Source organism: Roseateles sp. FW305-36, from assembly GCF_058787015.1.
The window spans coordinates 39,952-59,418 of record NZ_JBYSZK010000010.1 but is presented as its reverse complement, the minus strand read 5'-3'; the positions used below and the strand labels follow the sequence as shown (position 1 = coordinate 59,418).

At 69.4% G+C, this 19,467-nt stretch carries 19 protein-coding genes; 9 read left to right on the top strand and 10 right to left on the bottom strand.

Going from position 1 to position 19,467, the window contains the following annotated elements; translation table 11 throughout:
* The first annotated feature begins 51 nt into the window (after positions 1-51).
* On the top strand, positions 52-2,874 hold the full coding sequence (ileS, locus tag AC3WOE_RS18890) for an isoleucine--tRNA ligase (RefSeq protein WP_492692609.1): 2,823 nt from the start codon (positions 52-54) through the stop codon (positions 2,872-2,874).
* A 177-nt stretch (positions 2,875-3,051) separates the two neighbouring features.
* Here ileS and AC3WOE_RS18885 read toward each other — a convergent pair whose 3' ends face one another.
* Positions 3,052-3,558: a DUF1269 domain-containing protein gene (locus tag AC3WOE_RS18885; RefSeq protein WP_492692607.1), complete on the bottom strand. Its 507-nt coding sequence runs from the start codon at positions 3,556-3,558 to the stop codon at positions 3,052-3,054.
* Positions 3,559-3,673: 115 nt separating this feature from the next.
* On the opposite strand from AC3WOE_RS18885, the gene lspA reads away from it, so the two are divergent.
* Positions 3,674-4,168 carry a signal peptidase II gene (gene lspA / locus AC3WOE_RS18880; protein WP_492692606.1) on the top strand — a complete coding sequence of 165 codons (495 nt, stop codon included), beginning with the start codon at positions 3,674-3,676 and terminating at the stop codon, positions 4,166-4,168.
* Between the two features lie 3 nt (positions 4,169-4,171).
* On the opposite strand, the gene AC3WOE_RS18875 is transcribed toward lspA, so the two are convergent.
* Genes AC3WOE_RS18875 through AC3WOE_RS18860 form a run of 4 tightly spaced genes read right to left on the bottom strand, consistent with a single transcriptional unit; the run spans position 4,172 to position 7,100 of the window.
* Positions 4,172-4,576: a hypothetical protein gene (locus AC3WOE_RS18875; RefSeq protein ID WP_492692605.1), complete on the bottom strand. Its 405-nt coding sequence runs from the start codon at positions 4,574-4,576 to the stop codon at positions 4,172-4,174.
* Positions 4,577-4,591: 15 nt separating this feature from the next.
* Positions 4,592-5,350, bottom strand: coding sequence for a LytR/AlgR family response regulator transcription factor (locus AC3WOE_RS18870; protein ID WP_492692602.1), 759 nt, complete (start codon positions 5,348-5,350; stop codon positions 4,592-4,594).
* Positions 5,347-6,009, bottom strand: a complete 663-nt coding sequence (locus tag AC3WOE_RS18865; RefSeq protein WP_492692600.1) for a hypothetical protein — start codon at positions 6,007-6,009, stop codon at positions 5,347-5,349. The genes AC3WOE_RS18870 and AC3WOE_RS18865 overlap by 4 nt, the downstream gene beginning before the upstream one ends.
* The gene (locus tag AC3WOE_RS18860; protein WP_492692598.1) at positions 6,006-7,100 is read right to left on the bottom strand and encodes a sensor histidine kinase; all 1,095 of its coding nucleotides are present in this window, start codon (positions 7,098-7,100) and stop codon (positions 6,006-6,008) included. Before AC3WOE_RS18860 ends, AC3WOE_RS18865 begins: the two co-directional genes overlap by 4 nt.
* A 177-nt stretch (positions 7,101-7,277) precedes the next feature.
* Here AC3WOE_RS18860 and AC3WOE_RS18855 point away from each other — a divergent pair, with 177 nt between their 5' ends.
* Complete coding sequence (locus AC3WOE_RS18855; RefSeq protein ID WP_492692596.1) at positions 7,278-8,750, top strand: ATP-binding protein; 1,473 nt, start codon at positions 7,278-7,280, stop codon at positions 8,748-8,750.
* A 9-nt stretch (positions 8,751-8,759) separates the two neighbouring features.
* Here the strand turns inward: AC3WOE_RS18855 and AC3WOE_RS18850 are convergent, their stop codons facing one another.
* A complete protein-coding gene (locus tag AC3WOE_RS18850; protein ID WP_492692594.1) occupies positions 8,760-9,749 on the bottom strand; it encodes a quinone oxidoreductase family protein in 990 nt (329 codons plus the stop codon).
* A 61-nt stretch (positions 9,750-9,810) separates the two neighbouring features.
* Here AC3WOE_RS18850 and AC3WOE_RS18845 point away from each other — a divergent pair, with 61 nt between their 5' ends.
* From AC3WOE_RS18845 to AC3WOE_RS18820, 6 genes are all read left to right on the top strand, one after another.
* Positions 9,811-10,713 carry a DMT family transporter gene (locus AC3WOE_RS18845; protein WP_492692592.1) on the top strand — a complete coding sequence of 301 codons (903 nt, stop codon included), beginning with the start codon at positions 9,811-9,813 and terminating at the stop codon, positions 10,711-10,713.
* Positions 10,713-11,303, top strand: coding sequence for a pseudouridine synthase (locus tag AC3WOE_RS18840; protein WP_492692590.1), 591 nt, complete (start codon positions 10,713-10,715; stop codon positions 11,301-11,303). Before AC3WOE_RS18845 ends, AC3WOE_RS18840 begins: the two co-directional genes overlap by 1 nt.
* 3 nt (positions 11,304-11,306) lie before the next feature.
* Positions 11,307-12,011, top strand: coding sequence for an SDR family NAD(P)-dependent oxidoreductase (locus AC3WOE_RS18835; RefSeq protein WP_492692589.1), 705 nt, complete (start codon positions 11,307-11,309; stop codon positions 12,009-12,011).
* Positions 12,012-12,061: 50 nt separating this feature from the next.
* Positions 12,062-12,907, top strand: a complete 846-nt coding sequence (locus AC3WOE_RS18830; protein WP_492692588.1) for a Tim44 domain-containing protein — start codon at positions 12,062-12,064, stop codon at positions 12,905-12,907.
* 82 nt (positions 12,908-12,989) lie between these two features.
* Complete coding sequence (locus tag AC3WOE_RS18825) at positions 12,990-14,987, top strand: S9 family peptidase (RefSeq protein WP_492692587.1); 1,998 nt, start codon at positions 12,990-12,992, stop codon at positions 14,985-14,987.
* Between the two features lie 7 nt (positions 14,988-14,994).
* Positions 14,995-16,191 (top strand): acyltransferase family protein, encoded by a 1,197-nt coding sequence (locus AC3WOE_RS18820; RefSeq protein WP_492692586.1) that lies wholly within the window; start codon positions 14,995-14,997, stop codon positions 16,189-16,191.
* Here AC3WOE_RS18820 and AC3WOE_RS18815 read toward each other — a convergent pair.
* From AC3WOE_RS18815 to AC3WOE_RS18800, 4 genes are read right to left on the bottom strand one after another with little or no spacing between them, the layout of a single operon-like run.
* On the bottom strand, positions 16,161-16,682 hold the full coding sequence (locus tag AC3WOE_RS18815) for a histidine phosphatase family protein (protein ID WP_492692585.1): 522 nt from the start codon (positions 16,680-16,682) through the stop codon (positions 16,161-16,163). The two genes, AC3WOE_RS18820 and AC3WOE_RS18815, sit on opposite strands and share 31 nt — an antisense overlap.
* Positions 16,682-17,443 (bottom strand): adenosylcobinamide-GDP ribazoletransferase, encoded by a 762-nt coding sequence (gene cobS / locus AC3WOE_RS18810; RefSeq protein ID WP_492692583.1) that lies wholly within the window; start codon positions 17,441-17,443, stop codon positions 16,682-16,684. Before cobS ends, AC3WOE_RS18815 begins: the two co-directional genes overlap by 1 nt.
* Positions 17,444-17,445: 2 nt before the next feature.
* Entirely contained in the window at positions 17,446-18,471 is a 1,026-nt protein-coding gene (gene cobT / locus AC3WOE_RS18805) for a nicotinate-nucleotide--dimethylbenzimidazole phosphoribosyltransferase (RefSeq protein ID WP_492692581.1), read from the bottom strand.
* 4 nt (positions 18,472-18,475) lie between these two features.
* The gene (locus AC3WOE_RS18800; RefSeq protein WP_492692580.1) at positions 18,476-19,465 is read right to left on the bottom strand and encodes a CobD/CbiB family protein; all 990 of its coding nucleotides are present in this window, start codon (positions 19,463-19,465) and stop codon (positions 18,476-18,478) included.
* Positions 19,466-19,467: the final 2 nt, after the last annotated feature.

The window sequence follows — 19,467 nt, the reverse complement described above, 5'->3', positions numbered from 1 at the left end:
CCCCGCTTCTCGACTGCCAGACCCGCCAGACTTTTCGTCTGGCCGCATGCCATGACCACCCCGGACTATCGTTCCACGCTCAACCTGCCCGACACGCCCTTCCCCATGCGCGGCGACCTGCCCAAGCGCGAGCCGGGCTGGGTCAAGGCCTGGGATGAGCAAGGCCTGTACAAGCGCTTGCGCGACGCCCGCTGCGGCAAGCCCAAATTCGTGCTTCACGACGGCCCGCCGTACGCCAACGGCCAGATCCACATCGGCCACGCCGCCAACAAGATCCTGAAGGACATGATCGTCAAGGCGCGCCAGCTGGCGGGCTTCGACGCGGCCTACATCCCCGGCTGGGACTGCCATGGCCTGCCCATCGAGAACCAGATCGAGAAGACCTTCGGCCGCGGCCTGCCGCGCGACGAGGTGCAGGCCAAGAGCCGCGCCTACGCCACCGAGCAGATCGACGGCCAGCGCACCGACTTCAAGCGCCTGGGCGTGCTGGGCGAATGGGACAACCCGTACAAGACCATGAACTTCGCCAACGAGGCCGGCGAGATCCGCGTCTTGAAGCGCCTGTTCGAACGCGGCTTCGTCTATCGCGGCCTCAAGCCCGTCTACTGGTGCTTCGACTGCGGCTCGTCCCTGGCCGAGTTCGAGATCGAATACGCCGACAAGCAGAGCCCGGCAGTCGACGTGGCCTTCCTGTCCGCCGAGCCCGAGAAGCTGGCCGCCGCCTTCGGCGTGGCGCCGCTGACCAAGGACGCCTTCACCGTCATCTGGACGACCACCCCCTGGACCATCCCGGCCAACCAGGCGCTCAACCTCAACCCCGAGCTGCCCTATGCCCTGGTCGACACGCCCAAGGGATTCTTCGTCGTCGCCGAGGCGCTGGTGGAGAAGTGCCTGGCGCGCTGGCAGCTGGAAGGCCAGGCCGTGGCCACGGTGCCCGGCCGCAAGCTGGAACTGCTGAAGTTCAAGCACCCGCTGGCGCACGTCCATCCCGGCTATGACCGCGAAAGCCCCGTCTACCTGGCCGACTACGCCACCGCCGAAGACGGCACCGGCGTCGTCCACTCCGCGCCCGCCTACGGCCTGGACGACTTCCAGTCCTGCGTCGCCCACGGCCTGAAGTTCGACGACATCCTGAACCCGGTGCAGGGCAACGGCGCCTACGCGGCCGAGCTGCCGCTGTTCGGCGGCCAGCACATCTGGAAGGCCAACCCCGTCATCGCCCAGGCCCTGCTGGACGCCGGCCGGCTGATGGCGCAAAGCAAGCTCACCCACAGCTACCCGCACTGCTGGCGCCACAAGTCGCCCGTCATCTACCGCGCCGCGGCCCAGTGGTTCGTGCGCATGGACGAAGGTGACGGCCTGTTCACGACGAACAAGGCCCCCGACAGCCTGCGCAAGACCGCCCTGGCCGCCATCGAGGCGACGAGCTTCTATCCCGAGAACGGCCGTGCCCGCCTGCACGACATGATCGCCGGCCGGCCCGACTGGTGCATCTCGCGCCAGCGCAGCTGGGGCGTGCCCCTGCCCATCTTCCTGCACAAGGACACGGGCGAGGCGCACCCGAACACGCTGGAATTCATCGAACGAGCCGCGCAGTTGGTGGAGCAGAACGGCATCGAAGCCTGGTCCAAGCTCGACGCCGCCGAGTGGCTGGGCGCCGAAGCGGCCTACTACACCAAGGGCAACGACATCCTCGACGTCTGGTTCGACTCCGGCTCCACCTTCGAGCACGTGCTCAAGGGCAGCCACAAGGGTGCCGGCCACGAGAGCGGCCCCGAGGCCGACCTCTACCTGGAAGGCCATGACCAGCATCGTGGCTGGTTCCACTCCTCGCTGCTGATTGCCTGCGCCCTCTATGGCCGCGCGCCCTACAAGGGCCTGCTGACCCATGGCTTCGTCGTCGACGGCCAGGGCCGCAAGATGAGCAAGTCCATGGGCAATGTGGTCGCACCGCAGGCCGTGTCGGACAAGTTCGGCGCCGAGATCCTGCGCCTGTGGACGGCTGCCACCGACTACTCGGGCGACCTCGGCCTGGACGAGAAGATCCTGGCCCGCGTGGTGGACAGCTACCGCCGCATCCGCAACACGCTGCGCTTCCTGCTCGCCAACGTCAGCGACTTCGATCCGGCGACGGACGCCGTTGCACCGGCCGATCTGCTGGAAGTCGACCGCTACGCCCTGGCCCGCGCGGCCGAGCTGCAGACCGACATCCTGGCCCACTTCGAGCGCTACGAGTTCCACCCCGTCGTCGCCAAGCTGCAGGTCTACTGCTCCGAAGACCTCGGCGCCTTCTACCTCGACGTGCTGAAGGACCGCCTCTACACGACAGCGCCCAAGAGCCTGGCGCGCCGCTCGGCCCAGACGGCGCTGTGGCAGATCACGCATGCCATGCTGCGCTGGATGGCCCCCTTCCTCAGCTTCACGGCTGAAGAAGCTTGGGCCCTGTTCGCCAAGGGCGAGAGCATCTTCACCGAGACCTATTGGGACTTCGGAAAGACGGACGCCTCGCTGCTGGCCAAGTGGAATCGCATCCACGAGATCCGCGACGAGGTCAACAAGGCCATCGAGGCGGTGCGCACGACGGGCGCCGTCGGCGCCTCGCTGCAGGCCGAGCTGGTGCTCAAGGTCAACGAGCAGGACCAGATGCTGCTGGACAGCCTGGGCGACGACCTGCGCTTCGTCTTCATCACCTCGGCGGTCAAGCTGATGTCCGCGGCCGAACTCGGCGTGACGGTGACGCCCAGCAGCCACGCCAAGTGCGAGCGCTGCTGGCACTACCGCGCCGACGTCGGCAGCAATGCCGAGCACCCGACGCTGTGCGGGCGCTGCGACAGCAATCTCTACGGCGCAGGAGAAACCCGCACCATCGCGTAAAGCGGTTTTGCGTTTCTGGGCGGACGGACGCAGGGCCGCCCCAAGTCGGCCCGCAGGCGATGTGCATGCGGCTCAATGCCGCATGCATCGCTGCCACACGCGAGACGCGTGTGGCGCTCGAGCTGTCCAAGCTCGCGCAGGCGAGCTTGGAGCCACGGCTCTCGCTCCCCTCGGGGGCTACGGAAACGCGGGCACGTTGGGTTCGACCCCCTCGAAGTGCGCTTCGGGGTGGGTGCGTTCCAGCAGTTGCTCGATCTCGGTGATGCGGGTGCGCGGCACGTCGACGATGAGCAGGTACTGCCCCTCCTCGATGGCTTGCTCGAAGCGTTTCAGGCGCCGGCTCGGCGTCGAACTGCCGATCATGCTGGACGACCAGGTGCCCAGCATGGCACCCACGGCCGCCAGACCGATGACGACGGCAGCCGGCGAGGCCGCGCTGATCGCCAGCGCCGCCGCCACGCCGCCCGCGGCCCCCAGGCCGGAACCGATCAGGGCGCCGCTCTGGGCCGCTTCGACCAGGTCCGAGGTCTGCAGCACATTGGCCACATGCAGGCCGTCCATCGCCGCGCCCTCGGCGGCCACGAAATGGATGTGGTGCTCGGTGATGCGGGCGAGCAACAACTCGTCCATCGTCCGCCGCGCGCTGCTCAGATGGGGCAGCAGCCAGTAGATGCGCTTTCGCATGGCGTCGTTCTCCAGCGTGTTGGGAGTTCTTTCCTTCTACGCCGCTTCTCTTGCGCCTACAAGCCCCGCCTCGGCGGCAAGTTACATTGGCGGCCCTCGCCTCGCGACCCTCACCATGCCTTCTCGCTCGTCGTCCTCGTCTTCCGGCCTGACCACCTGGCTGCTGATCGCCGCCCTCATCATCCTGGCCGACCAGCTCACCAAGGTGCTCATCCTGCGCACCTTCCAGCTCGGTGACGTCCACCCGGTCACCAGCTTCTTCGACGTGGTGCGCGCCCACAACTTCGGCGCGGCCTTCAGCTTCCTGCACGGCGCCTCGGGCTGGCAGCGCTGGTTCTTCCTGGGCCTGGGCCTGGCGGCGGCCGCCTTCATCGTCTGGATGCTGCGCCGCCACGGCCACCAGAAGCTGTTCGGCTGGGCGCTGACGCTGATCCTGGGCGGGGCCCTGGGCAATGTCATCGACCGCGCCATTCATGGCTATGTGGTCGACTTCATCCAGGTCCACGCCGGCGGCTGGTACTTTCCGGCCTTCAACGTGGCCGACAGCGCCATCACCGTCGGCGCCATCCTGCTGATCCTGGACGAACTGCGGCGCGTACGCCGCGGCTGAACCTCAGGCGTAACGCCACAGCGGGGTGAAGGCCGGGCGCAGATGCCAGGCCAGGACCAGCAGCCACAGCAGATGGGCCGTGCCCCAGGGCCAGCTCGGGCTGAGCAACAGGTTGAACAGGAAGATCACCAGCACCAGCGGTGCCAGCAGCACCACGCCCAGCGGTGCCGTGCGCAGCCGCAGCAGGCAGAAGCCGCCGATCTCATAGCCCAGCGCGATGCTGGGGTCCAGGAAGCCCGTGGCCGTCATCGCCCGGTGGAAGGCCGCGCCGGCCTCGGTGTGGTGGAAGTCCGGCATCGGCAGCAGGCCGGCCTTGACGGCCCCCATGTGCAGGCCGCTGGCCAGGTAGAAGAAGCCATAGGCCCAGCGCGCCAGGCGCCAGCCGAGGTGCTCGTGATCACGGCTCATCGCGGTTCTCCTTGTTCACCATTGACGGAAGAGATGGGCGTAGTCCGGCCCGACGGCCAGGGTCTCGTCGCGCTCGCGCAGATGCAGGCGCAGCCGCCCGCCCAGGCCGCGGTGGATGCTGCGCACCGCGGTGATGTTGACGACGGTGCCGCGGTGCACGCGCCAGAAGATCTCCGGGTCCAGGCGCTGCTGCAGCTCCTTCAGCGAACTGCTGACCAGGGCCTCGCGCTCGGCCGTCACGACGGCCACGTATTTGTTGTCGGCCTGCAGGTAGAGGATGTCGTCGACCGTCACCAGCAGCAGATCCCGCCCCTGCTGCACCGTCAGCCAGCGCAGCGGCGCCTGCTGCGCCGGCGCCGGCATGGCGGCCTCCAGCCGGCTCAACCGTGCAAGCAATTGCTCCAGGTCGGCCGGCGGCTGCGCCTGGCGCTGCTTGAGCCGCTGCACGCACAGCGCCAGCCGGGCTGCATCCAGAGGCTTGAGCAGATAGTCCACCGCGCCCTCATCAAACGCGCTGACGGCGAAATGCGCGAAGGCGGTGATGAAGACCCGGTGCGCCTGGGCGCCGATCAGTCGCGCCAGCTCCAGCCCCGACAGACCGGGCATCTGCACGTCGAGGAAGACGATGTCGGGCTTCAGCCGCTCGAACTCGCGCCAGGCGGTCTGGCCGTCATGCGCGATGGCGCAGATCTCCAGCTCGGGCCAGGCCCGCGCCAGAGCGTCGCGGATGCCGTTCGCCAGCAGCGGTTCGTCCTCGGCGATCAGGGCTCTCATCGTGCTTCGGCGCCCTGCGCCAGTCGGGTGCGCAACTGCGCGATCAAGTCGACCAGCGCGCCGTCCGCCGCAGCGGCGTCCTGACCAGCCAGCGTCGTGACGGCGCGCAGGCGCTGCAGCAATTCCTCCGGCTCGACCCGCGCCTGCAAGGCCTGCAGCCGCGCGGCCTGCAACTCGCCGCGGGCCTGCTGGCCGGCCAGTTGCCAGGCCCGCAGCCGCGCGGCCGACAGCTGCGCGCGTCGCCATTGCGCGTAGGCGCCCAGGCCCAAGGCCAGCGGAAGGAACAGCTTCATGGTCTCACCCCAGCGGCGTGCCAGATCCAGTTTGACCTGGCCCTGGCTGATCAGCTCCTGAAACGGAACTACGAGGGCCTGGCCCCACAGCAGCACCAGCAGCAGCACGATGCCATAGGCCGGCAGCAGGGCTGCGCCGCGCGCCAGGGCCCGGTCGGCGAGGCGCGTCAACAGCAGCACAGGCAGGCCGATCTGCAGCAGATGGCTGGCCCAGGTGGTCGCCAGCAATGCGAAGCTGGAAGGTGCGTAGGGATTCAGCGGCATGCCGGCGTAGACCGTGCTGCAAAGCGCCATCAACGCCGCCAGTCCGAGGTGGCGCCAGCCCAGCGGCGCAGGCTCGATGTCGAGGGAGGGATCGGGTCTCATGAGATGGCAGCGGGCGCCGCAGGCGCGGCCGGCCGCAGCGGCAGCAGCAGTTCCGCGACGACGCCGCGCGGCTGGTTCAGGCGCAGCTCCAGCCGGCCGGCCTCACCATAGGCCGCCTTGAGTCGCGCACGGATATTGGCCAGCCCCATGCCGCTGCCGCTGCCGCTGCCCATGCCGTGGCCGTTGTCGGCCACGGCCAGCTTCAAGCGGCCATCGCCGGCCTGCTCGGCGCGAAGGGTGATGCAGCCCCCCTCGGGCAGCGGCGCCAGGCCGTGCTTGAGGGCGTTCTCCACCAGCGTCAGCAGCAGCATGGGTGGCAGCTCGGCGTCGAGCAGCTTGTCGTCGGCCACATCCACCCGCCATTGCAACCGCCTCGCGCCCATGCGCACCTGGTGGATGGCGAGCAAGGCCTGCACCAGCTCGACCTCCTGGCCCAGGCTGGCGGCCCCTTCGCGCAGCCGCGGCAGCGCCGCCTGCAGATAGCGGCCCAGGTCGTCCAGCAGGCTGCAGGCGCTCGCCGGGTCGTCGGCCAGCAGCTCGCGCACATTGGCCAGGGTGTTGAACAGGAAATGCGGCTCGATCTGGGCCTGCAGCAGCTGCGTGCGGGCGGCGTCGAGCTCGCCCCGCAGTGCGGCCTGCTGCACGGTCGCACCATGCAGGGATTCGTCGGCCCGCCGCCGCTGCCAGCTGAACTCGTACAGCCCCGTCAGCAGCAGGCCCCAGGTCAGGCAGTAGACGGCCATCTGCGGCAGATAGACCGCCGGCACCTGCCAGCCGTTCATGCGCCAGGCGGAGGCCTGGCAGAAGGCCAGCAGGCCCAGGCCGCCGGTGGCCAGGCCCAGGACCAGCAGGCCGCCCCAGCGATGCGGACCCGCCGTCGGCAGGCGGGGATGCAAAAGCGCCACGCCCAGCACCAGCACGCTCCAGAACAGCAGGTCCCAGCTGAAGGTGTGCAGCAGGTCGGCGCCCAGGGTCTCGCTGTGATCAAGCGAAACGCGCCGGTGCAGGTAGTACAGCGTCGTGAAGCTGGCCAGCAGCAGGGCCAGGCGCAGGTCGCTGAAATGGCGGTGATGCCAGGTGGAAGCGGACATGGTGGGATGTGAATGCATGGCAACGCTAGCCCAGGCCCTGGCGCCCGGCGAGCGCCAGCCGACGAAACCATCGAACGGGCACGACAAAACCCGTCATATGGCACACCTGGACCGCCGCGGCGGCTCCGGGCGCGTCCCTGGCTAAGGTGACAATCGCGCGCCTTCACGCCGCCGCCGATGCTCCTCGACTTCGCCAGCTTGAGCCATTACGACTGGCTCGACGTCCCCCTGTGGGTCTTCGACCCCGACCAACAGCGCAACCTCTGGGCCAATGCCGCGGCCCTGCGCTTCTGGCATGCCGACAGCGCCGAGGAATTCCTGTCGCGCGACTTCTCTGAACATGGCGACGCCGTGCGCGAGCGCCTGGCCGTCACGGCGGCCGACCATGCCCAGGGCAAGATCGTCCGCGAGCAATGGACCCTCTACCCCAAGGGCGAACCGACGACGGTCATGCTGGTCTCGCGCGGCATGCGCACACCGGAACGCCGCCAGGTCATGCTGTTCGCGGCCGACTCGCTGGGCGGTGGCGCCGACCTTTCCATGCTGCGCGGCGTCGAGGCCCTGCAGCACACCTCGGTGCGCATCGCGGTCTTCGGCATCGCTGATGGGGAGCTGCTGATGCGCAACCCTGCCGCGGCCCTGACCTTCGGCGACACGCCGCCCGGCCCCGGCCAGAGCGAGTTCACCCGCCTGTTCGCCCACACCGGCGACGCCGCCAGCATCCTCGGCCGCGTGCAGCGTGGCGAGACCTGCCGCCAGGACGTCGAGCTGCAGACCCTGTCCGGCCCGTGCTGGCATGCCCTGGATGCGCGCCCCATGCGCGACCCCGTCACCGGCGACACCGTCATGCTCTTCAACGCCCGCGACATCGCCGACCTCAAGGCCAGCCAGGCGGCCCTCGTCGCCGCGCGCGAGGCCGCCGAGCAGGCCAGCCAGGCCAAGAGCAGCTTCCTGGCCAATATGAGCCACGAGATCCGCACGCCCATGAACGGCGTGCTCGGCCTGACCGAACTCGTACTGCAGACCAGCGAGCTCAACGAGCGCCAGCGCCGCTTCATCGGCATGGCCCACCAGTCCGCCAAGGGCTTGATGACCATCATCAACGACCTGCTGGACGTGGCCAAGATCGAGGCCGGCCGCATCGTCATCGACGAGCAGCCCTTCAGCCTGCACGACTGCCTGGGCGAGTCGCTTCAACCCCTGCTGCTGCAGGCCCACGACAAGGGCATCCAGCTGCATGCCCGCGTGCAGCCCGGCGTACCGTCCTGGCTGATCGGCGACGCGCTGCGGCTGCGCCAGGTGCTGATCAACCTGATCGGCAATGCGCTGAAGTTCACCGAGCACGGCGAGGTGCGCATCGAGATCGCCCTGGCCGACGCCCACGAGGGCGATGGCCCCGGTCGGCTGCGCCTGCGCGTGGCCGTGACGGACACCGGCATCGGCATGACGCGCGACCAGATCGGCCAGATCTTCGACCCCTTCACCCAGGCCGATGGCAGCATCACGCGCCGCTATGGCGGCACCGGCCTGGGCCTGACCATCGTGCAACGCCTGGTCGGGCTGATGGACGGCGAGATCAGCGTCGAAAGCGAGCCTGGCGTCGGCTCCAGCTTCAGCTTCGAACTGCTGCTGGGCCGCGTGACGACCTGACGCCTTCTCTCAGGGCAGCAGCACCGCGCTGCCGAGCAGCTTGCGGGCTTCCAGGTCGACATGGGCCTGGGTCGCTTCGGCGAGGGCATAGCGCTTGTCGACGCGGATCTTGACCTGGCCGCTGGCCACCATGTCGAACAGCTCGTCGCCCATGGCCTGGGTGGCCTCGCGCGTGGCGATGTGGGTGAACAGCGTCGGCCGCGTCACATAGAGGGAGCCCCTGGCCGCCAGCGTGCCCACGCTGAAGGCCGGCACCGGGCCCGAGGCCCCGCCAAAGCTGGCCAGCAGGCCGAAGGGCGCGAGGCTGTTCAACGAGCCTTCCCAGGTGTCGGCACCGACCGAGTCGTAGACCACCTTCACGCCGCGCCCCCCGGTGATCTCGCGCACCTTGGCCGCGAAATCGGTGTCGCGGCGGTAGTTGATGGCGTGCGTCGCGCCGTGATCGAGGGCCAGCTGGCACTTCTCGTCGCTGCCCGCCGTGGCGATCAGTTGCAGGCCCAGGGCTCGCGCCCACTGGCAGGCGATCAGCCCGACGCCGCCGGCCGCGGCGTGGAAGAGCACAAAGTCCCCCGCCTGCAAGCCGCCCTGCGGCAGGGTCCTGCGCAACAGGTATTGCACCGTCAGGCCCTTGAGCATCATGGCCGCGCCGGTCTCGAAGCTGATGGCGTCGGGCAGCTTCAGCACACACTTGGCCGGCATCACCCGCGCCGTTGCATAGGCACCCGGCGGGTTGCTGGCGTAGGCGGCGCGGTCACCCGCGCGCAGATGCGTGACCCCCTCGCCGACCGCCTCCACAACACCCGCGCCCTCCATGCCCAGGCGAGCCGGCAGAGACAGCGGATAGGTGCCGTTGCGGTGGTAGACGTCGATGTAGTTCAGCCCGCAGGCCTGGTGGCGGATGCGGATCTCGCCCGGCCCGGGCGCGCCGACCTCCACGTCCACCAGCTTCATTTGCTCCGGGCCACCCGGGGCCTCGATGACGATGGCTTTTTCACTCATGCGAAGTCTCCAGTTGCGAGTCCGGTATCGTGCCAGCCCTTTGCTGTCCACGCTGCCGGTGATGAAGCTGACCCCACGCCTTGCTGTGCTGCTGAGCGTGCCGCCCCTGCTCTGGGCCGGCAATGCCGTCATCGGCCGCATGGTGCGCCACGACATCCCGCCGATGGCGCTGAACGCGCTGCGCTGGCTGATCGCCTTCGCCCTGCTGGCTCCGCTGGCCCGTCGCCTGCTCGCCGACCCGCGCGAGGCATTGAAGCGCTGGCGCGGCCTGGCCTGGCTGGGCTTCCTCGGCATGGGTTGCTACAACTCGCTGCAATACCTGGCCCTGCACACCTCGTCGCCGCTGAACGTCACGCTGATCACGGCCAGCATGCCGGTCTGGATGCTGGGGGTCGGCGCCCTCTTCTACGGCGTGAAGCCGACGCCGCGCCAACTGGCCGGCGCGCTTCTGTCGCTGCTCGGCGTCGCCGTCGTCATCGCGCGTGGCGACCCCGCGGCCCTGCTGGCCGTGCGCTTCGTGCCGGGCGACCTGCTGATGCTGGTGGCCCTCTTCACCTGGGCCATCTACTCCTGGATGCTGGCGCGGCCAGCGCAAGGCCTGCGACCCGGCGAGCGGCCGGGCTGGAACTGGGCTGAATGGCTGATGGCCCAGCTGATGTTCGGCGTGGTCTTCTCGGGCGTGGCGGCCGGTGTGGAGCAGGTCGTCGCACCAGCCGACATCCACTGGAGCCCGACCCTGATCGCCGTGCTGGCCTATGTCGCCATCTGCCCCTCGCTGATCGCCTACCGCTGCTGGGGCCTGGGCGTGGCCGAGGCGGGGCCGGCCCTGGCGGGCTTCTTCGTCAACCTGACACCGGTCTTCGCGGCCCTCATCTCGGCGGCCCTGCTCGGTGTCGCGCCCGCCTGGTATCACGGCCTGGCCTTTGTGCTGATCGCCGCGGGCATCCTCGTGTCGTCGCGTTGATGCGAGTGCTGCACGCCGACGACCGCCTGGTCGTCATAGCCAAGCCGGCCGGCCTGCTCAGCGTGCCGGGCCGCACGGAGCCGGACTGCGCCAGCGCGCGCGTGCAGGCCCTCTACCCGGACGCTCTCATCGTGCATCGCCTCGACCAGGCGACGTCCGGGCTGCTGCTGTTCGCACGCGGCATCGAGGCCCAGCGCGAACTCAGTGCCGATTTCGCCGCGCGCCGCGTCGGCAAGCTCTATGTCGCCGTCGCCGCAGGCCATCTCGAGGGCGAAGGTCTCATCGACCTGCCGCTGGGTGCCGACTGGCCCAACCGGCCGCGCCAGCAGGTCGACCTGAAAGGTGGCAAGCCCTCCCAGACGCGCTGGCATGTGCTGGGCCATGAAGGCGCCCATACCCGCGTCGCTCTCGAGCCACTGACGGGACGCAGCCATCAGCTGCGCGTGCACCTCGCCCACCTTGGCCATGCCATCCTGGGCGACGCGGTCTACGCCACGCCCGACATTGCCGCGGCGAGCCCACGCCTGCTGCTGCACGCCAGCGAGCTGCGCATCGCCGGCCATCACTTCATCTGCCCTCCGGAGTTCTGAACCATGCATCTCTACATCGTCACCGGCAGCTCCCGCGGCCTGGGCGCCGCTCTCGTGCAGCAGCTGGCCCAGCCGGGCAACACCGTCATCGGCGTGGCCCGCAAGCGCAACCCCGCCCTGAAGGCGGAGCAATGGACGCTGGATCTCGCCGACCCGCTGCCCGCCGCGGAACGCCTGCAGGCCTGGCTGCGTGCCAACACCGGCTGGAATAGCGCGACCTTGATCAACAACGCGGCGCTGCTGAGCGAACCCGGCCCGCTGGCGGACAGCGATCTCGCACAGCTGTCCGCCGCCCTGCGCGTCGGCTTGGAAGCGCCGGCGCTGCTGAGCCGCGTCTTCCTTGCTGAAACGTCGGGAGTGGCCCAGCGCCGCATCCTCAACATCTCCTCGGGCCTGGGCCGTCGCGCCATGGCCGGCAGCGCGTCCTATTGCGCCGTCAAGGCCGGGCTGGATCATTTGAGCCGCGCCCTCGCGCTGGAGGAGCCCGAAGTCGCCATCGTGTCCCTGGCGCCTGGCGTCATCGACACCGACATGCAGATCCAGCTGCGCGGCGCCGACCCGGCGCGCTTCCCCGAGCAGACGCGCTTCCAGGGCCTGAAGGACGGCGGCCAGTTGCAGACGGCAGCGGCCACGGCCGCCTCCATCGTCAGCTTTTTCATGCGGCCAGACTTCGGAAAAACCGTCGTTGCCGACATCCGTGACGCTTGAAAATCCTGAGCCGAGCCTGCAGTTTCAGGCTCGTTCTTCAGGAGATCCGCTTGAACCGCATCCTCGCCGTGACCCTGGCCGCTCTGCTGGCCCTTGCACTGCCTACCCATGACGCTGAAGCCAAGCGCCTGGGCGGCGGGGGCATCAAGCGCAGCGTGCCCACCCAGACCGCGCCGCAGACGCCGCCGGCCCAGCAGCCGGCGCCCCAGCAGGCCGCGCCCAACAAGCAGGCCACCGCGACACCCGCTGCCGCCGCCGCGCCCAAGCGCTCCTGGCTCGGCCCCATTGCCGGCCTCGCCGCAGGCCTGGGCCTGGCGGCCTTGGCCAGCCACTTCGGCTTCGGCGGTGAACTTGCCAGCCTGATGACCCTGGCGCTGCTCGGCATCGTGGCCGTCGTCGTGATCCGATTCCTGGTGCGCCGCTTCGCGGCCCCCAAGCCGCAACTGGCCGGTGCAAACGGCGCCAGCTTTCGCGACGCCGAACCGGCGTGGAACCCCACTCCCATGGCGACGGCCAACGCGGCCAGCGTGGCGCCCGCCGACTTCGACACCGAAGGCTTCGAGAAGCTCGCCAAGCAGGTCTTCATCCGCCTGCAGGCCGCCAACGATGCCGGCGACCAGGACGACCTGCGCCGCTTCACGACGCCGCAGATGTACGCCAGCATCCAGCAGGAACTGCTGGAGCGCGGCAGCCAGCCGCAACGCACCGAAGTGCTGCGGCTCGATGCCCGCGTCGTCGACGTCGCGCTCGAGGCCGGCCAGCAGATCGTCTCGGTGCGCTTCTCGGGCCTGGTGCGCGAGAAGAGTGAGCAGGCTGGCGAGGATTTCGACGAGATCTGGCACCTGGTGAAGGCCGGTGAAGGCTGGCTGATCGCCGGCATCCAGCAGACCGCATGACCGTCGTCATAGCGGGTTAGACCCGAGTCCGACCGGACCGAGAATGGGCGCTTCGAGCGCCCATTTCCCTTTGAGCCCCCCCATGATTCGTCTGCGTCTTTCCCTTTGCGCGCTGGTGCCGGCACTGCTGGCGGCCTGCGCCTCTTCACCGGCCCCGACGACGGCTGTCGTGGCGCCCAACGCCAATCTGCTGGCCCAGGGCATTCCGCCCGTGCCGCAGAGCCTGGCCGACGCCATCGGCCGCTACAACGACTTCCGCGGCCACGCCTTCGCCGACTGGCATCCGACCCAGCGCGAGATGCTGGTCAGCCACCGCAAGGCCGGCGCCAACACCGCGCAGATCTTCCGCGTGACGACACCGCTGACCGAAGGCCAGCAGCTCACCGACGGCATCGATCCCGTCACCCGCGCCACCTACGAGCCGCGCACCGGCCAGTACATCGTCTTCGAGCGCGCCACCGGCGGCAACGAGGTCGCCCAGCTCTATCGCCTGGCGCTGAACCAGCCCGCCGCCCAGCCCGTGCTGCTGACCAACCCCGATGAGCGCCACGCCATCAACACCTGGCTGCGCAAGAGCGGCCGCCTTGTCTATTCCTCCGTGCCCATCGACCGCACGGCCGAGGGCGGCAAGCGCAGCAAGATCACGACGACGCTGTGGCTGATGGATCCCGAGAAGCCCGAAGGCCGCCGCAAGCTGGCTGAGCTCGACGGTGGCGGCTGGGCCGCCAGCCGCCCCTCGCCCGACGAGAAGCTGATCTCCCTGACGCACTATCTGTCGGCCAATGAATCGCAGATCTGGATGCTGGACCTGGACAGCGGCGTGGCCAAGCAGGTCGCCCCCGCCGTCGGCAGCCAGGAAGCCAAGGCGACTTATTTGCCGGCCGGCTGGTCGCCCGACGGCCGCTCGCTGTGGATCGCCAGCGACCGCGCCGGCGAGTTCCGCGAACTGATGAAGCTGGACCTGGCCGCGGGCCGCATCGCCCGCGTCAGCGGCCACATCCCCTGGGACGTCAGCGGCGTCACGCTGACCGAGGACCGCAGCCGGCTGGCCGCCCAGTTCAATGTCGACGGCCGCGACGAGCTGCATTTCTTCGACGCCGAGACCGCCAAGGAAGTGCCCGCCCCCACCGCATTGCCCAACGGCAACATCGGCACGGCGTCCTATCACCACGGCAGCGGCGACCTGGCCTTCTCGATCAGCAACGCCCAGGGTCCCAGCCAGATCTACTCGCTGGGCGCTGACGGCAAGGTGCAACAGTGGACGCGCGCCTCGGGCGCCGTCGATACCTCGGGCTTCAGCGAGCAGAAGATCGTGCGCTGGAAGAGCTTTGACGGCACGACCATCTCGGGCCTGCTGACCCAGCCGCCCAGGAAGTTCGCCGGCAAGCGCCCGGTGCTGATCTCCATCCACGGCGGGCCGGAGTCGCAGGCCAGCTTCGGCTTCCTGGGCCGCAACGCCTACTACGTGCAGGAACTGGGCATGGCCCTGATCCAGCCCAATGTGCGCGGCTCCAGCGGCTACGGCAAGAGCTTCCTGGCGATGGACAACGGTTTCAAGCGCGAGGACTCGGTCAAGGACATCGGCGCCCTGCTCGACTGGATCGCCACCCAGCCCGACCTGGACGCGTCGCGCGTCCTCGTCACCGGCGGCAGCTATGGCGGCTACATGACGCTGGCCGTGTCGACCCACTACGCCGACCGCATCGCCGGCTCCATCGACGTCGTCGGCATCTCGCACTTCGTGACCTTTCTGAACAACACCGAGAGCTACCGCCGCGACCTGCGCCGCGTCGAGTACGGCGACGAACGCGATCCCAGCATGCGCGCCCACCTGGAGAAGATCTCGCCGCTGACCAATGCGGCCAGGATCAAGAAGCGCCTCTTCGTCATCCAGGGCAAGAACGACCCGCGCGTGCCCTACACCGAGGCCGAGCAGATCGTCGCGACGGTGCGCCAGGGCGGCACGCCGGTCTGGTATCTGCGCGCCGAGAACGAAGGCCATGGCTTCCAGAAGAAGGACAACCAGGACTACCAGTTCTACGCCACCGTGCTGTTCATGCAGCAGACGGTGCTGAAGTAGGCCGCGCTTGGACCTGCTCGACCCGGTCAGCCCGCTGTTCGCGCTCGCGGGCCTGCTGCTCGCGTTCGCCACGGCGGTGCTGCTGCGCCGCCACGGCGCGCCGCCGCCTGCCGGCCGCTACGCCGGCATCGACGGCCTGCGCGGCTACCTGGCCTTCGGCGTCTTCCTGCACCACGCCAGCATCTGGTACTTCTATCAGCACACCGGCGAGTGGAAGCTGCCGCCCTCACAGCTCTACACCCATCTGGGCCACAGCAGCGTGGCGGTGTTCTTCATGATCACCGGCTTGCTGTTCTTCTCGAAGCTGATCGGCGCGCGGCAGCGTCCGCTGGACTGGCTGAAGTTGTTCGTGTCGCGGCTGCTGCGGCTGGTGCCGCTCTACCTCGTCGTCATGGCGTTGCTGTTCACCGCGGTTGCCGTGCTGTCCGGTGGCGAACTGCACGAACCGGTCCGCACCGTCACCAAGCAGGCCCTGCGCTGGCTGGGCTTCACGATGTATGGCAACCCGCCCATCAACCAGGTGGAGGCGACCAAGATCGTCGTCGCGGGCGTGACCTGGTCCCTGCCCTATGAATGGTTCTTCTACGGCGTGCTGCCGCTGTTGGCGCTGGCCGTCGGCCTGAGGCCTCGTTGGCCCTATCTGCTGCTGGGGGTCATCTCGCTGCTGGCACTGCTGGACTGGCATGCCCTGCCCGTACACCTGTGGGCGTTTGCCGGTGGCATCGTGGCCGCCTGGGCGGTGCGCTGGCCCGCCCTGTGCGGCTTTGCCCGCGGCCGCCTTGCCAGCCTGCTCGTCCTCGCCTGTGGCGCCGCGGCGGTGGGCCTGTTCCCCCTGGCCACCGACTACGGCGTGCTGGCCCTGCTGGCTTGCGCCTTCGTCCTGGTCGCCTGCGGCAACACGCTGTTCGGGCTGCTGCTGCATCCCGCCTCACGGCTGCTGGGCGAGATGGCTTACAGCATCTATCTGCTGCATGGCTTGCTGCTGTTCAGCCTCTTCCATTTCGTGCTGGGCGCCGACCGGCCCGGCGCAGCCCTGGACGCCGGTGCCCACTGGGCCTGGGTGCTGGCGCTGGCCCCCTGCCTCGTGGTCGTCAGCCACGTCAGTTTCCGCTGCATCGAGGCCCCCGCCATGCAGGCCACCCCCGCGCTGACCGCCGCCCTGCGCCGCCGGCTTCAGCGATCGACGAAAAGGCAGCCGGCGTAGGCCAGGGGTTGAGGCCAACTGGCCGGCGTCGGCGGGTCGCCGCGCCAACGGCGGGCATTGATCCAACCGCCGTGCCCCACCACCAGCGCGCAGGCTGGCTGCCAGGCAGCGGCACGCGCCAGCAGCGCGTTCAGCGACTCGCCGCCGTCGAAATCGAAGCCGCAGAAGTCGGCCATCCAGCGCTCGAACTCGGTTTGCGGAATCTCGCTCCAGGGCTTGCCATCCCAGCGGCCGAAGTCCGCCTCCAACAGCGCCGCATCGACTCGCCAGCGAAAGCCCCAACGCTGCAGCCAACGGCCCACGTCTGCCGCTCGGGCCAGCGGCGACGTGACGACTTCGCGCGGCAACCCATGGCGGCGCGCGTGGGCGCGGATGCGATGCGCCAGGCGCTTGGCCTTGCGGGGGTCGACCGGCAGATCGGTGCGCCCGCCGATACAGCGTCCCTCGGCGCCAAGCGGCTTGGGGTGGCGCCAGACCGTGAACCCAGGCATCAAACCGACGCAGTGAAGGCCAGCAACACGGCAATCTCGGCCAGTTGCTCCGTGGCGCCGAGGCCGTCCCCCGTGTAGCCACCGAGGCGGCGGCGCAGCCAGTCGCGCATCAGCAGCGCCACGGCGATGGCCGCCACAAGCGCAGCAAGCAGCCGCAGCGCGGCAATGCCCGCGGCCGCCAGCGCGAGGCCCAGCAGCAAGCACCAGCCGAGGGCGACGGCGAAATTGCGTGGCGCGACCGCCAGGGCCAGTGGCTTGGCCTTGGCATGCTCGATATCGCCGCCGTAGGGCAGGCTGACCATGACGCCCACGGCCGCGGCACGCGCCAGGCTGTGGCTGGCCAGCAGCGCCGCGACGGCGCCCAGCAGCGGTCGCTGGGCGAGCACCGCCAGCAAGGCCGCGCGCAGCAGCAGCGACAGGCCCAGGGCCAGCGCGCCGTAGCTGCCGATGCGCGAGTCCTTCATGATGGTCAACGCCTTGTCGCGACTGACGACACCGCCCAGCGCGTCGAAGCTGTCGGCCAGGCCGTCCTCGTGGAAGCCACCGGTCAGGGCCACCGTCGCGGCCAAGGCCAGCAAGGCCGCAATCCAGGCCGGCCAGACCTGCGCCGCGCCGACCAGCACGGCCGCACCCACCGCGCCGATCAGCGCGCCCACCAGCGGGAAGTGCCGCACGCAATCGTTCAGCCAGGCCGGCTCGAAGCGGCTCAGCCGCACCGGCAGCCGGGTCAGGAATTGCAGGGCGACGAGGAAGAGCCGCATGGCTAGTCCTTGTTGCTGACCCCGGCGCTCTCGAAGCTCGCCATGTCGGCCAGCAGCGCGCAGGCCGCCGTCAGCAGCGGCCAGGCCAGGGCGGCACCACTGCCCTCGCCCAGGCGCAGGTCAAGGTCGAGCAGCGGGCGCACGCCCAGATGCTGCAGCCAGCGCGCGTGCGGGCCTTCGGCCGAGCGGTGCGCGAACACGCAGGCGGCCAGCACGCCGGGGTGCAGCGCCTCCGCCAGAGCGACAGCGGCCGTCGTGATGAAGCCGTCGACAACGACAACGCGGCGCTGGGCCGCGGCGGCAATGACGCTGCCGGCCATGGTGACGATCTCGAAGCCACCGAGGGCCGCCGCAAGCTGCAGTGGCGTCTGCGCGCCGGCATTGGCGGCCAGGGCCTCGCCCAGGACGCTCAGCTTGCGGGCCACACCCGCGTCATCCAGCCCGGTACCACGGCCGACGCAATCGGCCAGCGGCAGGACCGTCAGACGCTGCATCAGCAGGCTGGCCGACGAGGTGTTGCCTATGCCCATTTCACCCAGCAGCAGCGCGTTGCCCGGCAGGCGCTCGACCAAGGCCATGCCGTTGCACAGCGCGCGCTCGGCCTGCTCCATCGTCATGGCCGGACCCACACTGGCGTCGGCCGTGCCGGCGCCAAGGCGCAGGTCGACGGCGCCATCGGCGAGCGGTGCATCGACGCCGCAATCGGCGATGGTCAAGGCCAGGCCCTGCTGGCGCGCCAGCACGGACACCGCCGCACCGCCGGCCAGCATGTTCGCCACCATCTGCGGCGTGACTTCGCGCGGATAGGCCGACACGCCGCGCCGCGACAGGCCATGGTCGGCCGCGTAGACGACAAGTTGGGGCCGGCTCAATGCAGGCTTCTCGACGCCCTGGATCAACGCAAGTTGCAGGGCCAGGGCCTCGATACGGCCGAGGGCGCCGAGAGGCTTGGTCTTGTGGTCGAGGGCGTGCTGGACGCGCGCGGCCAAGCTGGGCTCGGCAAGCGCCGGCAGTTCGGAGAAGTTCATGGGGTCAGCCGACGAGGTTCGCCAGGGTCAACAGCGCGAGAAGAAGCATCCACAGTACGACCGAGCGCCAGACGAGGCCGACGACGCTTTGCAGATGGCCGAGCTGGGGCGGTTCACCGGCCGTGGAGCCGGCAGCACCGGTGGACTCGGGCTCGGAGCCGGCATCGAAGGTCTTGCTGCGGTCGGGTGTGACGCCCGGCGCAGCGGCGCCGCCCAGTTGCAGGCCGACGGCTCCCGCCGCCGACGCGAGGATGATGCCCTCGTTGGGATGCAGCCAGAGACTGGCATCACGACGCCAGCCGTTCACGGCTTCCTCGAAATTGCCGACGATGGCGAAGCCTGTCGCCGTCAGCCGGGCCGGCACGTGGTCGATGAGGACGAAGGCCTGGCGCGACAGGGCCAGCAGGCGCGGGTTGGTCGGTGCGTCCAGCGTGCGGCTCTTGAAGGCCCAGTAGCGGCCGGCGAATTCGGCCATGCGGTAGAGCACGGCGCCGGCCGGGCCCAGGCCGATGGTCGAGCAGACGATGAACCAGAAGAACACGCCGAAGACATGGCGATGCGCCGCGAGCAGGGAGTGCTCGATGACGTGACGGATCAGCTCGGTGCGCGGCAGCTCGCTGGCGTCCAGGTGGCGCCATTCGGCCAGCAGCTGGCGCGCCGTGGCGTCGTCGCCGCGCTCCAAGGCATCGCGGATGTCGGTGTAGTAGTGGCTGAACTGCCGGAAGCCCAGCGTCAGATAGAGGATGAGGACGTTCAGCGCCAGCGCCAGCAGCACGCTGAAATGGCGCAGCGCCCAGTAGATGACGGCGACGGCCAGGCCCGGGACGAGGACCGTGATGGCCCAGACGATGGCGGCGTGGTGCTCGTCACCGGCGTCGAAATTGCGGCCCGTCCAGCGCACCCAGCCGATGACGGACTGGTGCACGCGGTTGCCGTGCCTCAAGGGCTTGAGTTGCTCACAGAGCAGGGCCAACAGCACCGCGAAGAAATTCATGG